Below are 19098 nucleotides of genomic sequence, written 5' to 3'. Positions count from 1 at the left end.
CGCGCGGGTGGGATCGGGCTCGCCCGTGGTGCCGTGGGTGGTGCCGCCGATGCGGACGCCGCGGGGCGGAGAGCGCTCTCGTAGGAGTGTTGCGGCGCGATTGCGACGGCGTCAAGACATCGATCTATAACACTGTTATTTATCCCGAAGGTTTGTTGTGGGCGAATTGCCCCTCAGCGGCGTACGCCACCCTCGGTGAGGAACCGGGCAATCGGCAGCGTGGCGGCACCCAACGCCACGGCGTCCACCCCGAGCCGGCACAGCTCGATCGACGCCTGCTCGTACGGCTGGCGCAGCGCCTGCCGGCCGGCGGCCTCCCGGACGGCCGGCAGCAGGTCGCCCAGCGCCATCGCCGCCCAACCGCCGAGCACCACCCGCTCCGGGTTGAACAGGTTGATCAGGTTGGCCACCCCGGCGCCGAGGTAGCCAGCGGTGTCGTCCAGCACCCGTCGGGCGGTGGCCGAGGTCGCGGCGGCGTCGACCAGGGCGGCGAGCTGGGACTCCTCATCCTCGCCCGGCACTGGCCGGCCCCGGCGCGCCTCCCGGTAGCGGTCGATGATCGCCTCCGCGCCCACGTACGCCTCCAGGCAGCCGCGCGCGCCGCACCGGCAGGCCCGGCCGCCGTACACCAGGGTGGTGTGCCCCCACTCCCCCGCGCTGCTGGACGCGCCCCGGTAGGTGACGCCATTGGTCACCACCGCCGCACCGACACCGGAGCCGACCAGCGCGAAGACCGCGTGCCGCGCGCCCCGGCCGGCACCGAACCACATCTCCGCCTGGCCGAGGGTCTTCGCGCCGTTGTCGATGTGCAGCGGCAGGTCGGTGCCGGCGCCGATCAGGCGCTCCAGCGGCACCCGGTCCCAGCCCAGGGCCTGGGCGTGCACCACGGCCTGGGTGCCCTGCTCGACCACCCCGGAGACGCCGATCCCGACGCCGAGCACGTCGCTGGTGGCCACCTGGGCCTGGCCGGTCACCGCGTCGATGCCGGCCAGCACGTGCCCGGCCACCACGTCGGGCTCGGTGCGCGCCGGGTCGAGCGGGTACTCGACGCTGGCCAGCAGGGTCATCGCGAAGTCGAACAGCTCGACCCGGACCCGGGTCTCACCCACGTCCACCCCGACGACGAAGGCGAACCGGGGTGCGACCCGCAGCAGCATGCTGGGTCGGCCCCCGTCGGACTCGGCGGCGCCGGCCTCGGCGACCAGCCCCTCGTCGATCAGGTCGGCCACCACGTTGCTTACCGCCGGCTGGCTCAGCCCGGTGCTGCGCACCAGGTCCTGCCGGGTGAGCGGGGCGTCGAGGAAGAGCTTCGTCAGCAGGGCAGACCTGTTGCGCAGCCGGACGCTCCGGTTGGTGGCTCGCGCCAGCTCCACTCGGCACCTCGATCCCGTCGGTCGTTCGAGCGACTGTAACCGGCCCGTGCTTGACGACCCACTGGACAGCAACTTTAATGACGACATTCATTAAGCCGTGATGTAACTCCCGGGAAACGCCACCGGACCCCGGCGGCGCACCCCGAAATCCCGTCCGCAGCCGGCCGTCCGTCGCCCACCCCTATCGACGACGGAGGTCGGCGGACCCCCACCACGTACCGGAAGGGCTGACCGTGTCGAGACGACACCTCGGGATATTCACCGCCGCCGTACTGGCCGCGGCCTCGCTGACCGCCTGCGGCGGCTCCGGCGACGACTCCGCCGGATCGGGCAAGACCCTCACCTACTGGGCCAGCAACCAGGGCGCCAGCCTGGAGGCCGACAAGACGATCCTCCAGCCGGAGCTGGACAAGTTCGAGAAGCAGAGCGGCATCAAGGTCAACGTCGAGGTGGTCCCCTGGTCGGACCTGCTCAACCGGCTGCTCGCCGCCGCCGCCTCCGGCAAGGGCCCGGACGTGGTGAACATCGGCAACACCTGGTCGGCCTCGTTGCAGGCCACCGGCGCCCTGGTCGAGTTCGACGACGCCACCCTGCAGGCCGTCGGCGGCAAGGACCGGATCGTGCCCGCCGCGCTCGCCGCCGCCGGCGCCCCCGGCAAGCCGCCGGCCGCCGTGCCGCTCTACAGCATGGCGTACAGCCTGTACTACAACAAGAAGTCGTTCGCCGACGCCGGCATCACCGCACCGCCGACCACCTGGGAGCAGCTTGCCGAGTACGGCAAGAAGCTCAGCACCGGTGGCAAGTGGGGCCTGGCGATCGAGGGGGCCAACCCGTCGGAGAACGCCCACCACGCCTTCACCTTCAGCCAGCAGTACGGCGGCGAGTGGTTCGACTCGGCCGGCAAGCCGACCTTCGACACCCCGCAGAACGTCTCGGCGATCAAGCGCTACATCGACTTCATGGCCGCCGACAAGATCACCAACCCGAGCAACGCCGAGTACGCGCAGAACCAGTCGGTCTCCGACTTCGCCAACGGCAAGGCCGCCATGCTGCTCTGGCAGTCCGCCGGCTCGAACCTGAAGACGCAGAACATGCCCGCCGACGCGTACGGGGTGGCCCCGGTGCCGTTCCTGGCCAGCCCGCCGGCCGGCGGCAAGAAGGTCAACAGCATGGTCGCCGGTATCAACATGGCGGTCTTCAAGCACACCAAGAACCGTGACGGCGCGCTGAGCTTCGTGAAGTTCATGACCAGCGACGAGGAGCAGACGATCCTCAACCGCACGTACGGGTCGCTGCCGGCGGTGAAGACCGCGGGCTCCGACCCGGCGTTCACCGCCGTGGAGCAGAAGACGATCCAGGAGACCCTGGTCACCACCGCGGCCCCGCTGCCGCAGGTGCCCGAGGAGAGCACCTTCGAGACCCTGGTCGGCACCGCGATGAAGGAGCTGTTCGCCGACGCGGCCAGCGGCAAGCCGGTCACCGAGGAGTCGGTGAAGGCCAAGCTGACCGACGCGCAGCAGAAGATGCGCTGACCCAGGCGTCGCCGGTGGCCGTGGTCGGGTGCTGAGCCCGGCCACGGCCACCGCCTCCGAGAGGACCCCGATGGCAACCAGCACCACCGCGCCGGACGCCGACCAGCGCGAACCCCGGGCCGGGGCGCCGGCCCGGGGGCCGGCCCGCCGGCCCCGCGGCCCCCGCCGCTCACTCCTGCCGTACCTGCTGCTCGCCCCGGCCGTCGTGCTGGAACTCGCCATCCACGTGATCCCGATGGTGGTCGGGGTCTGGATGAGCCTGCTGGAGCTGACCCAGTTCCACATCCGCAACTGGTCCACCGCACCCTTCATTGGGCTGGAGAACTACCGGGCGACGCTCGATGTGAACAGCGCCGCCGGCAAGGAACTGCTGCACTCGTTCTGGGTCACGCTGGTCTACAGCCTGCTCTCGGTCGGGTTCGCCTGGCTGCTCGGCATCTCGGCGGCGGTGGTGCTGCAACGGCCGTTCCGGGGGCGGGCCATCCTGCGGGCGCTGTTCCTCACCCCGTACGCGCTGCCGGTCTACACCGCCGTGATCACCTGGAGCTTCCTGCTGCAGCGCGACACCGGCCTGGTCAACCACGTGCTGGTCGACCAGCTCGGGCTCCTCGACGACCGGCCGTTCTGGTTGATCGGCGACAACAGCTTCTGGTCGCTGCTCGTGGTGTCGGTCTGGCGCAACTGGCCGTTCGCGTTCCTCTGCCTGATGGCCGGCCTGCAGAACGTCCCCGGCGAGCTGTACGAGGCCGCCGCCATCGACGGCGCCGGGTTCTGGCGCCGGCTGCGCTCGGTCACCCTGCCCATGCTGCGGCCGGTGAACCTGGTGCTGCTGCTGGTGCTGTTCCTGTGGACCTTCAACGACTTCAACACCCCGTACGTGCTCTTCGGCGGCTCCGCGCCGGAACAGGCCGACCTGATCTCCATCCACATCTACCGCAGCTCCTTCAAGACCTGGGACTTCGGGTCCGGCTCGGCGATGTCGGTGGCACTGCTGCTGTTCCTGCTGGTCGTCTCGGCCGCGTACCTGCTGATCACCAACCGCCGGAGGGACGACCATGCGTGAGACCGCCGGTGAGCGCTGGGGTCGGCGCATCGTGCTGACCCTGCTCACCCTCTTCGTCGTCATCCCGCTCTACGTGATGGTCACCTCCGCGGCGAAGCCGCTGCAGGACGTGCAGAACGGCTTCACCTGGTGGCCCAGCCGGCCCACCCTGCAACCGTTCATCGACATGTGGAGCACCGTGCCGCTGGCCCGCTACCTGGTGAACAGCCTGGTGGTGTCGAGCATCGCGGCGATCTGCTCGGTGGCGGTGGCGATCTTCGCCGCGTTCGCGGTCAGCCGGTACCGGTTCCGCGGCCGGGGAGTCTTCTCGGTGACGGTGCTGTCCACCCAGATGTTCCCCGGCATCCTGTTCCTGCTGCCGCTCTTCCTCATCTACGTCAACCTGGGCAACGCCACCGGCATCGAGCTGTACGCCAGCCGCACCGGCCTGATCATCACCTACCTGACCTTCTCGCTGCCGTTCTCGATCTGGATGCTGGTCGGCTACTTCGACTCGATCCCCCGCGGGCTGGACGAGGCGGCGCAGGTCGACGGGGCCGGGCCGCTGCGCATCCTGTTCCAGGTCATCCTCCCGGCCGCCGTGCCGGGCGTGGTCGCGGTCACCGTGTACGCGTTCATGACCGCCTGGGGTGAGGTGCTCTTCGCCTCGGTGATGACCGATGAGGGCAGCCGCACGCTGGCCGTCGGCCTGCAGGGCTACTCCACCCAGTTCAACGTCTACTGGAACCAGGTGATGGCCGCCTCGCTGGTGGTCAGCATTCCGGTCGTCGCCGGCTTCCTCGCCCTCCAGCGCTACTTCGTCGCCGGCCTCACCGCCGGCGCGGTCAAGTGAGTCATCCAACCCCAGAGGAGAACGTACCCGTGCCGGATTTGTCCAAGCTGCCGCCCGACTTTCTCTGGGGTGTCGCCACGGCGGCGTACCAGATCGAGGGGGCCGTCGACGTCGACGGCCGGGCGCCGTCCATCTGGGACACCTTCTCGGCGACCCCCGGCAACGTCGACAACGGCGACACCGGCGCGGTGGCCTGCGACCACTACCACCGGTGGCCGGAGGATCTGGCGCTGCTGCGTCGGCTCGGCGTCGACGCGTACCGGTTCTCGGTGGCCTGGCCCCGGGTGATGCCCGACGGCGTCGGCGCGGTCAACCCCGCCGGGTTGGACTTCTACGACCGGCTGGTCGACACGCTGCTCGCCGACGGGATCCGGCCGTTCGTCACGCTCTACCACTGGGACCTGCCGCAGGCGCTGCAGGACCGGGGCGGCTGGCCGCAGCGCTCCACCGCCGAGGCGTTCGCCGACTACGCGGCGGTGGTCGCCGCCCGCCTCGGCGACCGGGTGACCGACTGGAACACCGTCAACGAGCCGCTCTGCGTGTCCTGGATCGGGCACCTGGAGGGGCGGATGGCCCCGGGCGAGCGGGACCTGACCCGCGCGGTGCACGCGTCACACCACGTGCTGCTCGGGCACGGCCTGGCCACCCAGGCGGTACGCGCCAACGCCGCCCGGCCGGCCTCGGTGGGGCTGGTGCTCAACCTCAGCCCGATCGAGCCGGCGACCGACCGGCCCGAGGACGTCGCGGCGGCCCGGCGCGTCGACGGGCACGTCAACCGCTGGTGGCTGGACCCGATCCACGGGCGCGGCTACCCCTCCGACATGATCGCCACGTACGGAGTCGAGCCGCCGGTGCGCGGCGACGATCTGGCGGTGATCGCCACACCCACCGACTTCCTCGGGGTGAACTACTACTTCCGCCAGGTGGTGGCCGACGACCCGACCGGGCCGCCGCCGTACGCCCGGCAACTGCCGGTGCCCGGCTCGGTGGAGACCGCGATGGGCTGGGAGATGTACCCGACGGGGCTGGAGCGACTGCTGGTCGAGGTGAACGAGGAGTACCGGCCGGGCCGGATCATCGTCACCGAGAGCGGCTCGGCATGGCCGGATGAGGTCACGGCCGAAGGCGCGGTGGAGGACAAGGAGCGCACCGACCACCTGGAGCAGCACCTGGCGGCGTGCGCCTCGGCGGTGGCCCAGGGCGTACCGCTGGACGGCTACTTCGTCTGGTCGCTGCTGGACAACTTCGAGTGGGCGTACGGCTATGACAAGCGCTTCGGGTTGGTGCACGTGGACTACGCCACCCAGCGCCGGACGGTGAAGGCGAGCGGCCTGCGCTACGCCGAGCTGATCCGCGCCCACCAGCGCGTCGCCGGTGCGACCGGGACCGCCACACCGGCGGCCTGAACGGGGGTCGGCGAGGCTGGGCACCCTGGGCGCCGCGTCGAGCGGCGCCCAGGGCGTTCCGCGCTCAGTCCAGGAGCCGGCGGGACAGCGACGGCGGCAGCCGGCCGGCGAGCAGCCAGCCGGCGACCGCGGCGAGCAACGGCAGCCCACCGGCGGTCGCGACGAGGTGAACGACCGGCACTGCGCCGAGCGGGTCGAGGTCGCGGTGCAGGGCACCGGCCAGGGCCAGGTAGGCACCGGCCACGCCCAGTACGGCACCGAGCAGGGCGAGCGCTCCGGCGGTGGTGGCGGTGAGCGTCCGCCGGACCCGCCTCGGTGCCCCGGTCGCGGTCAGCGTCCGCAGGTCCGCTGCGGCCTCACCCCGGATGAGCCCGACGGTCGTCGCCAGCACGCCGAGCGCGAGCAGCACGCCAGCGCCGGTCGCGCCGGTCTGCAGCGCGGTCAGCGAGCTCTGCTCCCGACGGGACTCGATGGTGAGCCCGGCAGCGGCGGCCAGGTCCTGGGCCGTCGCCAACTGCGCGTCGGTGAGGGCCCGGTCGGCCGCGAGGAACCAGCCGACGCGGGCCGGTTGCCAGCCGTGTCGGCCGAGCGCGGCGGAGGTGATCAGCGAGTCGGGCAGCCCCGTGTAGCCGGACCGGGGAAGGGTGCGCACGATCGGACGCACGCCGCGGGCGGGGATGTTCATCAGCTCCAGCGCGCCGGTGCGGGTGCTGAGCACATCGGTGTCGGGCTCGACCGTCATCCCGGCCACGCCGTTCAGCCGGAGCAGCCCGGGGTTGACGACGTAGAGCGGATGGGAGGTCGTGGACTCGCCGGCCGCCGCCGGGGGGCCGATCTCGACGGCCGGGTGGCCGGTCGGTCCGCCCTCCCGACCCGGGTCGAGGTGTGCGGCCACCACCGCCATGTCCAGCGGAATGACGGTGGCCGCACCCACGGTGGTCGCGATGGTGTCGGTCCGGGCCTGGAGAGCGGCGATCTCGGCCGCCGTGCGCTCCGGGATGACCGGATCCGGTTGGCCGATCCGGATCAGCAGTTGGCTGGCCGCGAGGTTGCCCAGCCCGGCTGCCTCCTGGCTGCGGTACTCCGCCGCGGCGGAGCCCACGACGATCGCCGCCGACAGCCCCACCGCGAGGCTGATCGCGGCGAGTGCGGCCCCGGCCCGGACGCGGTACCGGGCCAGATCCGCCAGGGCCAGCCGGACCGCCACCGGCAGGCCTCCCCGGGCCGCCGCCAGAGCCGGGATGGCCAGCGGACCGACGAACAGCACGCCGAGCGCGACGCCGACGGCGCCCACCCCGATGAGCAGCGGGTTCGACCCGTCGGAGAGCACCAGCGCCGTGAGACCGGCAGCGAGCAGCACGGCCGCGGCCACGGCGGTCCGCCGCGCTGGCGGTGGGACCGGCGGCCGGGCCGACAGCGCGCTCATGATCGGGGTACGGGCGACCGCGCGGGCCGGCCACCAGGCGGCGGCGGTCGCCGTCGCGACGGCCAGCAGCATGCCCGCGCCGATGGTGAGCCAGGGCAGGTCGAACCGGCCGATGCGGTGCCCGGCGGCGGTCTCGACGAACCCTGCGGTGACCAGCCAGGCGGCCACCCCGAGGGCGGTGCCGCAGACCGCGGCGACTGACCCGACCGCCGCGCCGTTGACCAGCAGCACCAGCCGCAGGTGTCGGCGGGTGGCGCCCATCGCCGCCAGCATGCCGAGCTGACGCAGCCGGCGTTGTGCCAGCACCACGAACCCGGCGGCGGCCACGAGTGACACCAGCAGCAGGCCGACGGTGGCCAGCGCCAGCGCGGCGATGGTGAGCGCGGTGCGCTCGGCCACCGGCCGGGACTCGCGCACCAGCGGGCCGTCGATGGTCTGCCGGAACTCCTCCATGCGGTCGTGGTCGCCGGCCACCAGGACGGTCACCGACTGCGGTCGGTCGGCGTGCGCCGGGTCGGTGAGGGCGAACTCGTCGTGCAGGTCCGCCGGGTTCTCCACCACTCCGACGATCAGGCGGTCGGAGTCACCGAGCTGGACCCGGGTGCCGAGCCCGGCGCGCAGGGCTCGCGCCACCTCGTCGGTCACTGCCACCTCGGCGGGCCCGGTTGGGTAGCGGCCCTGCCGCAGGGCGAGCATCGGGCCGCCGTACGCGCCGGCGGGGTCCTGGGCCCGGACGTCGACCGGGTCGAACAGCCCCGGCACCGGCACGTGCCGGTGCCCGATGACGTCGATCGTGCCGAACCACGCCCGAGCGGCGGTGACCCGGGCATCCAGCGCGGCCGGATCGTCGCCGGGGATCCGGATGAGCTGGTCGGCGCGACCGAACGTGGCGTCGCTCGACGCGGCCAGGTTCCAGGTCGCCGCCAGGCCGAAGGTGGTGCCGGTGACCGCGACGGTGAGCAGCGCGATGGCCAGCAGTTGCTGCCGCCACTCGCGGCGGAACAGCCGTACCGCCCAGCGGATCACCGCGCGGCGAGCCGGGAGTCCGCCGCCAGCGGGCCGGGCGGTCCTCCGGCTGCGGCCCGGGTCGGCGGTCACGACGTCGGGTCCGGGGTGAGCAGGGCATCCGGGCCGGCCGAAGGTGCGGTCTGGTCGACCACCCGGCCGTCCCGAATGAAGATCACTCGATCGGCCCAGGACGCGAGCTGGGCGTCGTGGGTGACCATCACTCCGGCGATGCCGCGTTTGCAGGCCGAGCGGAGCATCCGCAGGACGGCTTCGCCGTTGGCGGCGTCGAGGGCGCCGGTCGGCTCGTCGGCCAGCAGCAGCCGCCGGTCCCCCACCACGGCCCGGGCGATGGCGACCCGTTGGCGCTCACCGCCGGAGAGGTCGTCGGGGAAATGGCCGGCGCGGTCGGTCAGCCCCAGCTCGTCGAGCACGTGCAGGGCGGCGGCGCGCGCCGGACGTACGGCCATGCCGTCCAGCTCCAGGGGCAGGGCCACGTTCTCGACGGCGGAGAGGCCGGCGAGCAGGTTCAGGTCCTGGAAGACGAAGCCGAGCGACCGGCGACGCAGCCGGGCGGTGGCGTCGGCGGAGAGCGCGGAGAGGTCGGACCCGCACACCGTCACCTGACCGGCCGTCGGCTCCTCCAGGGTGCCCGCGATGGTCAGCAGGGTGCTCTTGCCCGAGCCACTGGGACCCATGACCGCGACCAGTTCACCGGCGACCACGTCCAGGTCGACCGCGCGCAGGGCGTGTACGGCGGCGGCGCCGGCCCCGTACACCTTGGACACCTGTCGCAGGCTCAGCACGACGCTCATCGCCGGGCTCCTGCCGCGTCGTCCCGGGCTGGCCGCGTCGGGCGACTCTCCTGGTCGTCCGCGGCCAGCGACGGCTCCGTGGGCGGTGCGCTGGCGGCGGGCTGCGTCGGGTGGCTGCGAAGGCGGGCGTCCGCCGCGTCTAGCCAGCGGACGACCGCTTCCAGTCGGAACAGCTCGGCGTCGACGACGAGGCCGAGGCCGATGTCCTCCGGTGCCGCGTCGGCCTTGAGGTGGGTGTAGCGCTGCATCTCCTCGACGATCCGCCGCCGGTGGGCCTGCAGGATCTCGGTGACGTCCACCTGGGTCAGGCGCATCGCCACCTGCACCTTCATCACGAGCTCGTCGCGGGGTGGCGGCCCGGCCTGGGGTGGCGTACGCAGCCAGCTGTGCAGCTCCCGTTCGCCGTCGGCGGTGAGCCGGTAGCGCTTCTGTGCGCCGTCGCGGCCGGCGTCGTCGGTCTCGACGTGGCCCTCGCGCTCCAGGCGTTGCAGCGTGGTGTAGACCTGCCCGACGTTGAGTGGCCAGACCTCGCCGGTGCGCGCCTCGAACTCCTGACGGAGCTGGAGACCGTACTTCGGCGCCTCGGTGAGCAGCGCCAGCATGGCATGACGGATGCTCACGAACCATCACCTTCAGTTAGCATACTCGGTATAATACACAGTATTATCGACTCGGCACCCCCCCGTCCGACCACCGTCCACAGTCGTCCTCCCGTTCGGACAAACCGCCGTCGGCGGATCGCGCCGACGGTTAGCCTTCCCGAATGGCCGCAGCAGCCGACGAGGTCGGGCAACCCGACGCCGGGCTACGGATGTCCGAGACGGACCGGCTGACCGCGTTCAGCGACGGCGTCTTCGCCATCGTCATCACGCTGCTGGTCATCGAGCTGCGGGTGCCGGAATACCACGAGGGTGAGTTGCTGACGGGGCTGCTCGACGAGGGAGCGTCCTACCTGGCCTTCGTGGTGTCCTTCATCTATATCGGGGTGCTCTGGCTCAACCACCACGCGCTGGTCCGGCTGATCCGCGGCACCACCCTCGCGCTGAGCTGGATCAACCTCGGCATTCTCTTCGGCGCGGTGATCATCCCGTTCCCCACCGCCGTGCTGGCGTCCGCGTTCACCCACGGTGACACCGCCGACCGCCGCGCCGCCGTCGCCCTGTACGCGCTGGCCGCTGCCCTGATGTCGGCCCCCTGGCTGGTGTTCTTCGGCTACCTGCGCCGCCACCCGGCGCTGCTCCAGCGCGAGGTCAGTCCGGAGTACGTGCGGACGCAGCGGCTGCGACCGGTCACCGGCCTGGTCCTCTACGGGCTCAGCGGCCTGCTCGGCTGGTTCGTCAACCCCCTGCTGGGCCTGATCGGCGTCATCGTCATGGTCATGTATCACGCGTTCACCAGCGAGGGGCTGCACCGGCGGCCAGCAACAGCCCGGCGGTGATCGGCGGGTCCGGCACTCCGATCACCTCCCGCACGCAGCTCCATGGGTTATTCGCCCGCATATGTACCAGTAAAGCTAGTCTGGGCCGGTGCAGGGCAGACCGGACAGCGAGACAACCACCGACGAGCGGCACTCGTCCCGGGTCACGTTCGAGGTCAACGACGCGCCACGGGAGCTGACCCTGGACAACCGCACCACGCTGCTGGACACCCTGCGCGAGCGGCTCGGCCTGACCGGGGCGAAGAAGGGCTGCGACCACGGCCAGTGCGGCTCCTGCACCGTGCTGCTGGACGGCCGCCGGGTGAAGAGCTGCCTGGTCCTCGCGGTCACCCTGGACGGCCGGTCCGTGCTCACCGTGGAGGGACTGGCCGGGCCGGACGAGCTGTCCCCACTCCAGGCTGCCTTCGTCGCGCACGACGCGTTCCAGTGCGGCTACTGCACCCCCGGCCAACTCTGCTCCGCCCGCGGCATGCTCGACGAGGTCGCCCAGGGCTGGCCCAGTGCGGTCACCGACGACCTCACCGCACCGGCCGAGCTGACCGACACGGAGATCCGCGAGCGGATGGCCGGCAACCTGTGCCGCTGCGCCGCGTACCCGCACATCGTCGCGGCCGTCCGTGAGACGGCGGTGACGACGTGAGGCCGTTCCGCTACCACCGGCCGGCCGACGTGGCCGAGGCGGTCGCCGTGCTGGCCGCCGAGCCGCAGGCGGCGTACCTGGCCGGCGGGACCAACCTGGTGGACCTGATGAAGCTCGGTGTGCAGCGGCCCGACCTGCTGGTGGACGTGAACCGGCTGCCGCTGGACGCGGTCGAGGAGCTGCCCGACGGCGGGCTCCGGATCGGCGCGACGGTGCGCAACAGCGACCTGGCCGCCCACCCGGTGGTCCGTCGGGACTACCCGGTGCTGGCCCGCGCCCTGCTCGCCGCGGCCTCCGGGCAGTTGCGCAACCTCGCCACCACCGGCGGCAACCTGTTGCAGCACACCCGCTGCGTCTACTTCCAGGACACCGGCAAGGCGTGCAACAAGCGCGAACCGGGAAGCGGTTGTGCCGCCCGGCACGGCCAGAATCGCGACCTGGCCGTGCTGGGCTGGTCCGATGAGTGCGTGGCCACCCACCCGTCGGACCTGGCGGTCGCGCTGGCCGCGCTGGACGCGGTGGTGGAGGTGCACGAGGCCGGCGGCGCCCGCGACATTCCGCTCGCCGCGCTGCACCGCCTGCCCGGGGAGCATCCGGAGCGGGAGACCACGCTGGCCAGGGGTGCGTTGATCACCGCCGTCCGGCTGCCGGCGCTGCCGATGGCCCGCCGCTCGACGTACCTCAAGGTGCGGGACCGGGCCTCGTTCGCCTTCGCCGCTGGCTCGGTGGCCGCGGCGCTGGACCTCGACGGCGACGTGGTCCGCGACGTCCGACTGGCGTACGGGGCGGTGGCGCACCGGCCGTGGCGGGCCTACCGGGCCGAGGAGGAGCTGCGGGGTCAGCCGTTCAGCCCGGAGCTGGCGGCGCGGGCCGCCGACGCCGAGCTGGCCGAGGCGCGCCCGTTGCGGCACAACGGCTTCAAGCTGCCGTTGACCCGGGCGATCACGGTACGGGCGCTCACTGAACTGGCCGAGGGGACGCCGCCGTGAGCGCCGGCGCGGTCGGTCGGGCGTACCCCCGGATGGAGGGTCCGGAGAAGGTCACCGGCACGGCGCGGTACGCGGTGGAGTACCCGGTGGACGGAGTCACCTACGGCTGGGCGGTACCGGCGGCGGTGGTCCGGGGTCGGATCACCCGGGTCGACGCCGAGCCGGCGCTCGCGCTGCCCGGCGTGCTGGCCGTGCTGCATCACGGCAACGCGCCACGGCTCGCGCCCGGGCCCGAGCCGGACCTCTGGCTGTTGCAGGAGCCGGTGGTGAGCTACCGGGGGCAACTGATCGCGGTGGTGGTGGCCACCAGCCTGGAGGCGGCCCGGGAGGGCGCCCGGCTGGTCCGGATCGACTACGACGCCGGGCCGCACAGCACCGTGCTCACCGCCGACCATCCCGGCCTGTACCGGCCGGACCACGTCAACCCCAGCTACCCGACGGACACCGCCGAGGGTGACTTCGACGCCGGGTACGCGGCCGCTCCGGTCCGGGTGGACGCCACGTACCGGACGCCGGCCTACCACAACAACCCGATGGAGCCGCACGCCACCACCGCGCAGTGGCTTGGGGAACGGTTGCTCGTACACGATTCCAACCAGGGCGCCGCGCCGGTGCAGGCCGCCCTGGCCGAGCTGTTCGAGATGCCCCGGGAGGCGATCCGGGTGATCACCGAGCACGTCGGCGGCGGCTTCGGCAGCAAGGGGTACGCCAAGGCGGCGGTGGTGCTGGCCGCGCTGGCGGCCCGGCACGTGGACCGGCCGGTCCGGCTGGCGCTGACCCGGCAGCAGCTGTTCGGCCCGATCGGCTACCGCACCCCCACCATCCAGCGGGTCCGGCTCGCCGCCGACACCGACGGACGGCTCACCGCGATCTGCCACGACGCGATCAGCCAGACCTCGACCCTCCGCGAGTTCGCCGAACAGACCGCCGTCTACACCCGCAGCATGTACGCCGCACCGCACCGACGCACCACGCACCGGCTGGTGCGCCTCGACGTGCCCACGCCGTTCTGGATGCGCGCCCCGGGAGAGTGCCCCGGCGCGTACGCGCTGGAATCGGCGATGGACGAGCTGGCCATTGCCGTCGGCATCGACCCGGTGGAGCTGCGGATCCGCAACGACCCGGAGGTCGACCCCGAGCTGGGACGGCCGTTCACCAGCCGCAACCTGGTCGCCTGCCTGCGCGAGGGCGCCCAGCGGTTGGGCTGGGCCGACCGGGATCCGACACCGCGAGCCCGGCGCGACGGGCGCTGGCTGATCGGCACCGGGGTGGCCGGCGCGAGCTATCCGGCCCGGTCGCACGCCGCCGCCGCGGCGGCCACCGCGCGCTCCGACGGCGGATTCCTGGTGCGGATCGACGCCACCGACATCGGCACCGGCGCCCGGACCGCGCTCTGGCAGGTGGCGGCGGACGCGCTGGGGGTGCCGCCGGAGCGGGTGGAGATCCGGATCGGCGACAGCGACTTGCCGGCTGCAGGGGTGGCCGGCGGGTCGATGGGCACCGCCTCGTGGAGCTGGGCGGTGATCCGGGCGTGTGACGCGCTACGCGAGAAGCTGCGGGACGCCCCCGAGGGGGTGCCGGCCGACGGCGAGGTGACCGCCGAGGTGAACACCGCCGACGAGGTGGGCGCGCAGCCCGCGCTGCCCCGGTACGCGTACGGGGCGCACTTCGTCGAGGTCCGGGTGGACGCGGACACCGGCGAGGTGCGGGTGAACCGGCTGCTCGGGGTGTTCGCCCCCGGGCGGGTGGTCAACCCGACGACCGCGCGCAGCCAGCTCATCGGCGGCATGACGATGGGGATCTCGATGGCCCTGCACGAGGAGGGCCTGCTCGACGAGCGGTACGGCGACTGGGTCAACCACGACCTGGCCACCTACCACATCACCGGCTGCGCGGACGTGGAGCGGATCGAGGCGCACTGGATCGACGAGCAGGATGCCGAGCTGAACCCGGCCGGGGTGAAGGGCATCGGCGAGATCGGCATCGTCGGCGCCGCGGCGGCGATCGCCAACGCCGTGCACCATGCCACCGGGGTGCGGATACGCGACCTGCCGATCCGGCTGGACAAGCTGATCGGTCTATCACCCTTGGCTTAAATAAGCCGGCAATGATATAAAGCTCGTCGTGCACGCTTTCGACGTGCTGGGCGATCCGGTCCGGCGCCGCATCCTGGAGCTGCTCGCCGCCGGCGAGCAGACCGCCGGCGCGGTCAGCGCGGTGATCCGTGACGAGTTCGGCATCTCACAGCCCGCCGTGTCGCAGCACCTCAAGGTGTTGCGGGACAACGGCTTCGCCACCGTGCGGCCGGAGGGTACCCGGCGGCTGTACGCGGTCGACCCGCGCCCGCTGCGCGAGGTCGACGGCTGGCTGGAGCACTTTCGCCGGTTCTGGACCCCGCCCCTGGCGGCACTCGCCACCGAGCTGGCCCGGGGCCGACGCGAGCGTCGGCTGCGTGGGCCAGGAGACCCCGAAGAGAGGTAGACACGATGATCGACGCGACCGAGCAGATCAACGCCGTCCAGCGCACGGTCGGCAGCCGCACCCTGGAGGCCGGCGAGGCCCGGGTGAGCACGGTCAGCCAGACGTACCACGCGACGCTCGAAGATCTCTGGGATGCCTGCACCAACGCCGAACGTATTCCGCGTTGGTTCCTGCCGATCTCCGGCGACCTGCGGCTGCACGGGCGTTACCAGCTCGAGGGCAACGCGGGCGGCACCATCGAGACCTGCGACCCGCCGCACCGCTTCACCGCCACCTGGGAGTACGGCAACGAGGTGAGCTGGATCGAGGTGCGGCTCACCCCGGTGGACGCCGAGCGGACCCGCTTCGAGCTGGACCACATCGCGCATGTCGACCAGGACCGGTGGGCCCAGTTCGGCCCGGGTGCCGTCGGCGTCGGGTGGGACCTGGGCCTGCTCGGCCTCGCCTCCTATTTGGCCGGCGACGGCAGCGGGGTCTCGCCGGAGCAGAGCGTCGAGTGGAGCGCCTCCGACGAGGGGCGCCGGTTCATGGAGCTGAGCAGCCAACTGTGGGGGGAGGCGAGCACCGCCGCCGGCACCGACGCCGACGAGGCAAAGGCCGCCGCCGAGCGCACCACCGCCTTCTACACCGGCGCCCCGACCGCCTGAGCACATCCCCCGCGCCGCCGCCGTCCTCCGATCGACGGCGGCGGTGCGGGTAACGTGCAGCCGCATGATCGGTTCGCCGTACTCGCACTGCTCCTACTGCGGCGCCGCCTACCCGGCGACGGCCGGGTGGCCGCGGGTCTGCGCGGGCTGCGGCGAGACCGTCTGGCGCAACCCGCTGCCCGTCGCGGTGGCGGTGCTGCCGGTCCGCACCGCCGAGGGCCTGGGCGTGGTGGTGGTCCGCCGGGACATCGCGCCGGCCCGCGGGCTGCTCGCGCTGCCCGGCGGCTTCATCGAGTACGGCGAGGAGTGGTCCGACGCGCTGGTCCGTGAGCTGCGGGAGGAGACCGGGCTGGTCGCGGCGGCCGAGGGCGCCCGCCTCTTCGCGGTGCACGGGGCACCGGCCGGCGGCACCATGATGATCTTCGGAGTGCTGCCCGAGCGGCCGATCGAGGAACTGCCGCCGTCGGCGCCGACCGAGGAGGCCACCGAGTGGCTGGTGCTCACCGACCCGGTCGAGCTGGCGTTCTCCACCCACACCCGGGTGCTCGCCGACTTCCTCACCCCCAACCGCCGCGCCTGACCTCCCACTCCCCCGGCCTCTCCCGGGTCAAGATCGCGCTGCATCCTGGTTGTAGTGGTATCGGCGCGGTTGGAGGCCACTACGACCAGGATCTAGCGCGATCTTGAGTCGGTTCGGTCGGCGCGACAGCCGCGCGATCGGCGCGGGTGTCAGCGGGGTAGTGCGTCGTCAGTGCCGGCGAGGTAGCCGGCGGCCTGGAGCTCGAACAGCTCCCGGTAGAGACCGCCGGCCGCCATCAGCTCGTCGTGGTTGCCGTGCTGGACGAGTCGACCCCGGTCCATGACGAAGATCCGGTCGGCGTGCCGGACGTTGGCCAGCCGGTGGGTGATCAGGACGACCGCTCGGTCGGGTCGGCGGCGCAGGTGCTGGAATAGGGCGTGTTCGGCGCGGGCGTCCAGCGCGGCCGACGGTTCGTCGCAGATCAGCAGCGCGGCGTCGCGGTAGAGGCCGCGAGCGGCGACCAGCCGCTGCCACTGCCCGCCGGACAGCTCGTGCCCATCCTTGAACTCCCGGTCGAGCAGGGTGTCATAGCCGTGCGGCAGGCCGACGATCATGTCGTGCGCGGCGGCCGCTCCGGCTGCCTCCTGCACGCTGGGGCCGGGTCGCTCCGGCGGGCGGTCGTGCCGGCCGACGCGGATGTTCTGCCCGGCGGTGAACGGGAACTTCCACCATTCCTGGGTCATCACGGCCACTTGCGCGCCGAGGGCGCGTGGGTCGAGCTCAGCGGCGTCGACGCCGTCCCAGCGGATCACCCCGCCGGTCGGCCGGTAGAGCCCCGCGATCAGTTTGGCCAGGGTGGTCTTGCCGGAGCCGTTCTCGCCGACCAGCGCGATCACCTCGCCTCGCCGGACGGTCAGGCTGACCCGGTCCACCGCCGGCGCGTCGGTGTCCGGATAGCGCAGGCTCACCTCGTCCACCTCGATCGCGTCGACACCCTCGGCCACCTGGTCGCCGCCGATCGGCACGCGGGTCTGGGCGCGGTCGAGGAAGTCGCGGTAGTCCTGGTAGTAGAGGGCGTCCTCGTACAGCGAGTTGGTGGCGATGACCGCGACGCCCAGGCTGGTCCGCGCGGACTGCAGGGCGAGCAGTGCGGTGGCCGCGGCCGCGAGGGCGACCATCCCGTTCAGCAACAGGCCGCCGAGGACCGCGTACACCCCGAAGGTGGCCAGGCCCGCCACCGTGGCGCCGACCACCCGGGTGCCGGTCTGCGAGCGGACCAGGCGCAGTTGGGCCCGGGTCTCGACGGCCATCACCCCGCGATACTCGGCCAGCAGGAAGTCGCGCATCTGGTAGGCGCGCACCTCGGCGGCGGTGTGCCGGTTGGCCATCAGGTGGGCCAGCATCCACATCCGACGCCGTCGGGTGATCCGGGCCAGCATCGCCAGGTACTCCCGGCGGGCCATCCGCACCGCAGTGATCGCCTGGGGTATCGCCGCGAGCAGCAGGCAGGGCAGCAGCAGCGGCTGGATGACGGTCACCGCCACCGCGGTGGCGAGCATGCCGACCACACCGGTGACCAGGTTGACGGTGTGGTCGACGATGTACGCCGCCTCCGCCATCCCCCGGTCCCGCGCCCGATCCATCTCCTCGGCGAAGCCGGCGTCGTCGAACGCGGCCAGGTCCACCGCCGTGGTGGCCTCGAACAGCCGAAGCTCGACCTGATAGTTGATCTGCGGGGTCAGTCGGGCCTGGGCCCAGCCTGCCGCGATCGTGAGACCGCCGCGCGCCGACACCGCCGCAGCGGCCACGATCAGCGCCGGCAGGGCCGAGCGGACCCGGTCCGGGGTGGGACCCGCGGCGAACAACTCGCGCAGCACACTGGTCGTGGCGAGCAGGCCGAACGTGGTCATCACCCCGGCGGCGACGTTGAGCCCGATGGAGGCGACGGTGTCCCTGCGGTTGGTGGCCCAGGCCAGCCCGACCGCCTCCCTGACCAGCCGGGGCAGCCGGCGGGCCACCGCCCAGAAACTGGTGTGCGCGAACTCCTGCGCGTGGTGCATCCAGTCGCGATCCTCCAGCTCCGGCAGCATGGTGTCGGGCGGATCGCCCGGCGGATCGTCGTCCTGGGGAGCGGTGCGCTGCCGGGCCATCGACTCCACGGACCCTCCTCGGGGCGGGATCACGGATGCCGCCCGACACTACTGCCCGCAACCGTTCGATGTCTTCAGGTAATCGGCGCGTCGCACGGGTGTGCCAATGGCGTGTCGTCACCAACCGGAAGATCCCGAGTCACCCAGGTCAGCCGGCCGGCGTCTCCGAGCGGAAGCTGTGACCCAGCTCGGCGCCGAGCCCGAAGTAGTGGCGGAAGTTGTAGATCAACGGATGCCAGGCCGCCGGGTCGACATGGTCGGTGCCCGGCAGGACGATGCGGGCGTCGGCGTGCACCGCCAGGACGTGGGCCTCGACGATGAGGAACGTGTCAGTGACGTCGGCGTGGATCCGGGTGGCACGGGCCTCCAGGTGCAGCGGGCACTCGGCCACCCGGGGCGGTCGGACGCAGCGCGACGGCTGCGGCCGCAGGCCGGCGGCCTCGAACTTCGCCGGCTCGTGTCGGAACCGGTCCCGCTTGGCCACCGGCACCGGGTGCCGTCCGGTCAACGGCGCCAGCCGCTCGACAGCCTCCCACTGGTCAGCAGCGGGAAGATTGATCACCAGGTCGGGGCGAGCGGCGAGATTGTGCGCGGTCTGCCCATCGCGGCCGAGGCCCAGCACGACGACCTGGCCGAGGGCCCACGCCGACGAGATCGGTGCCAGGTTGGCGCTGCCGTCGTCGTTCTCGGTGCTGAGCAGCGCCACCGGGGTGCCGAAGTACAGGATGCTCGGGTTGATCGTCAGGTGCTCGGTGGCGGTTGGGGTGTGGCTGATCGTCAT

17 protein-coding genes are annotated in these 19098 nt (G+C 72.4%); 11 read left to right on the top strand and 6 right to left on the bottom strand.

The genetic code is table 11. From position 1 onward, the window contains the following. Positions 1–173 precede the first annotated feature (173 nt). A complete protein-coding gene (locus OG470_RS25655; RefSeq protein ID WP_328416195.1) occupies positions 174–1373 on the bottom strand; it encodes an ROK family transcriptional regulator in 1200 nt (399 codons plus the stop codon). Positions 1374–1606: 233 nt separating this feature from the next. Here OG470_RS25655 and OG470_RS25650 point away from each other — a divergent pair, with 233 nt between their 5' ends. From OG470_RS25650 to OG470_RS25635, 4 genes are all read left to right on the top strand, one after another. Then, the gene (locus tag OG470_RS25650; protein WP_328416193.1) at positions 1607–2905 is read left to right on the top strand and encodes an ABC transporter substrate-binding protein; all 1299 of its coding nucleotides are present in this window, start codon (positions 1607–1609) and stop codon (positions 2903–2905) included. A 70-nt stretch (positions 2906–2975) separates the two neighbouring features. Further along, positions 2976–3968, top strand: a complete 993-nt coding sequence (locus OG470_RS25645; protein ID WP_328416192.1) for a carbohydrate ABC transporter permease — start codon at positions 2976–2978, stop codon at positions 3966–3968. Further along, the gene (locus tag OG470_RS25640) at positions 3961–4800 is read left to right on the top strand and encodes a carbohydrate ABC transporter permease (RefSeq protein WP_328416190.1); all 840 of its coding nucleotides are present in this window, start codon (positions 3961–3963) and stop codon (positions 4798–4800) included. Before OG470_RS25645 ends, OG470_RS25640 begins: the two co-directional genes overlap by 8 nt. Positions 4801–4829: 29 nt before the next feature. Further along, positions 4830–6206, top strand: coding sequence for a GH1 family beta-glucosidase (locus OG470_RS25635; protein ID WP_328416188.1), 1377 nt, complete (start codon positions 4830–4832; stop codon positions 6204–6206). A gap of 64 nt (positions 6207–6270) precedes the next feature. Here OG470_RS25635 and OG470_RS25630 read toward each other — a convergent pair whose 3' ends face one another. From OG470_RS25630 to OG470_RS25620, 3 genes are read right to left on the bottom strand one after another with little or no spacing between them, the layout of a single operon-like run. Continuing rightward, positions 6271–8730, bottom strand: a complete 2460-nt coding sequence (locus OG470_RS25630; RefSeq protein ID WP_328416186.1) for an FtsX-like permease family protein — start codon at positions 8728–8730, stop codon at positions 6271–6273. Continuing rightward, complete coding sequence (locus tag OG470_RS25625) at positions 8727–9452, bottom strand: ABC transporter ATP-binding protein (protein WP_328416184.1); 726 nt, start codon at positions 9450–9452, stop codon at positions 8727–8729. The genes OG470_RS25630 and OG470_RS25625 overlap by 4 nt, the downstream gene beginning before the upstream one ends. Continuing rightward, entirely contained in the window at positions 9449–10072 is a 624-nt protein-coding gene (locus tag OG470_RS25620) for a PadR family transcriptional regulator (protein ID WP_328416182.1), read from the bottom strand. Before OG470_RS25620 ends, OG470_RS25625 begins: the two co-directional genes overlap by 4 nt. 143 nt (positions 10073–10215) lie before the next feature. Between OG470_RS25620 and OG470_RS25615 the strand changes: the two genes are divergently transcribed. From OG470_RS25615 to OG470_RS25585, 7 genes are all read left to right on the top strand, one after another. After that, complete coding sequence (locus OG470_RS25615) at positions 10216–10890, top strand: TMEM175 family protein (protein WP_328416180.1); 675 nt, start codon at positions 10216–10218, stop codon at positions 10888–10890. Positions 10891–11065: 175 nt separating this feature from the next. Next, a complete protein-coding gene (locus tag OG470_RS25610) occupies positions 11066–11530 on the top strand; it encodes a 2Fe-2S iron-sulfur cluster-binding protein (RefSeq protein ID WP_442931214.1) in 465 nt (154 codons plus the stop codon). Next, positions 11527–12519 carry an FAD binding domain-containing protein gene (locus OG470_RS25605; protein ID WP_328416177.1) on the top strand — a complete coding sequence of 331 codons (993 nt, stop codon included), beginning with the start codon at positions 11527–11529 and terminating at the stop codon, positions 12517–12519. Before OG470_RS25610 ends, OG470_RS25605 begins: the two co-directional genes overlap by 4 nt. Then, entirely contained in the window at positions 12516–14615 is a 2100-nt protein-coding gene (locus OG470_RS25600) for a xanthine dehydrogenase family protein molybdopterin-binding subunit (protein ID WP_328416175.1), read from the top strand. The genes OG470_RS25605 and OG470_RS25600 overlap by 4 nt, the downstream gene beginning before the upstream one ends. A 28-nt stretch (positions 14616–14643) precedes the next feature. Further along, complete coding sequence (locus OG470_RS25595) at positions 14644–15000, top strand: ArsR/SmtB family transcription factor (RefSeq protein WP_328416174.1); 357 nt, start codon at positions 14644–14646, stop codon at positions 14998–15000. Between the two features lie 5 nt (positions 15001–15005). After that, entirely contained in the window at positions 15006–15647 is a 642-nt protein-coding gene (locus tag OG470_RS25590) for an SRPBCC family protein (RefSeq protein WP_328416172.1), read from the top strand. A gap of 64 nt (positions 15648–15711) precedes the next feature. Continuing rightward, a complete protein-coding gene (locus OG470_RS25585) occupies positions 15712–16227 on the top strand; it encodes an NUDIX domain-containing protein (RefSeq protein ID WP_328416170.1) in 516 nt (171 codons plus the stop codon). A gap of 149 nt (positions 16228–16376) precedes the next feature. Here OG470_RS25585 and OG470_RS25580 read toward each other — a convergent pair whose 3' ends face one another. Both OG470_RS25580 and OG470_RS25575 read right to left on the bottom strand, forming a co-directional pair. Next, positions 16377–18317: an ABC transporter ATP-binding protein gene (locus OG470_RS25580; protein WP_328426598.1), complete on the bottom strand. Its 1941-nt coding sequence runs from the start codon at positions 18315–18317 to the stop codon at positions 16377–16379. A 148-nt stretch (positions 18318–18465) separates the two neighbouring features. Next, complete coding sequence (locus OG470_RS25575; protein WP_328416168.1) at positions 18466–19098, bottom strand: flavin reductase family protein; 633 nt, start codon at positions 19096–19098, stop codon at positions 18466–18468.

Origin of the sequence: Micromonospora sp. NBC_00389 (genome assembly GCF_036059255.1) — a bacterium.
Lineage (GTDB): Bacteria > Actinomycetota > Actinomycetes > Mycobacteriales > Micromonosporaceae > Micromonospora.
The sequence above is the reverse complement of the archived record's forward strand: the minus strand, read 5'-3'. Positions and strand labels throughout refer to the sequence as shown.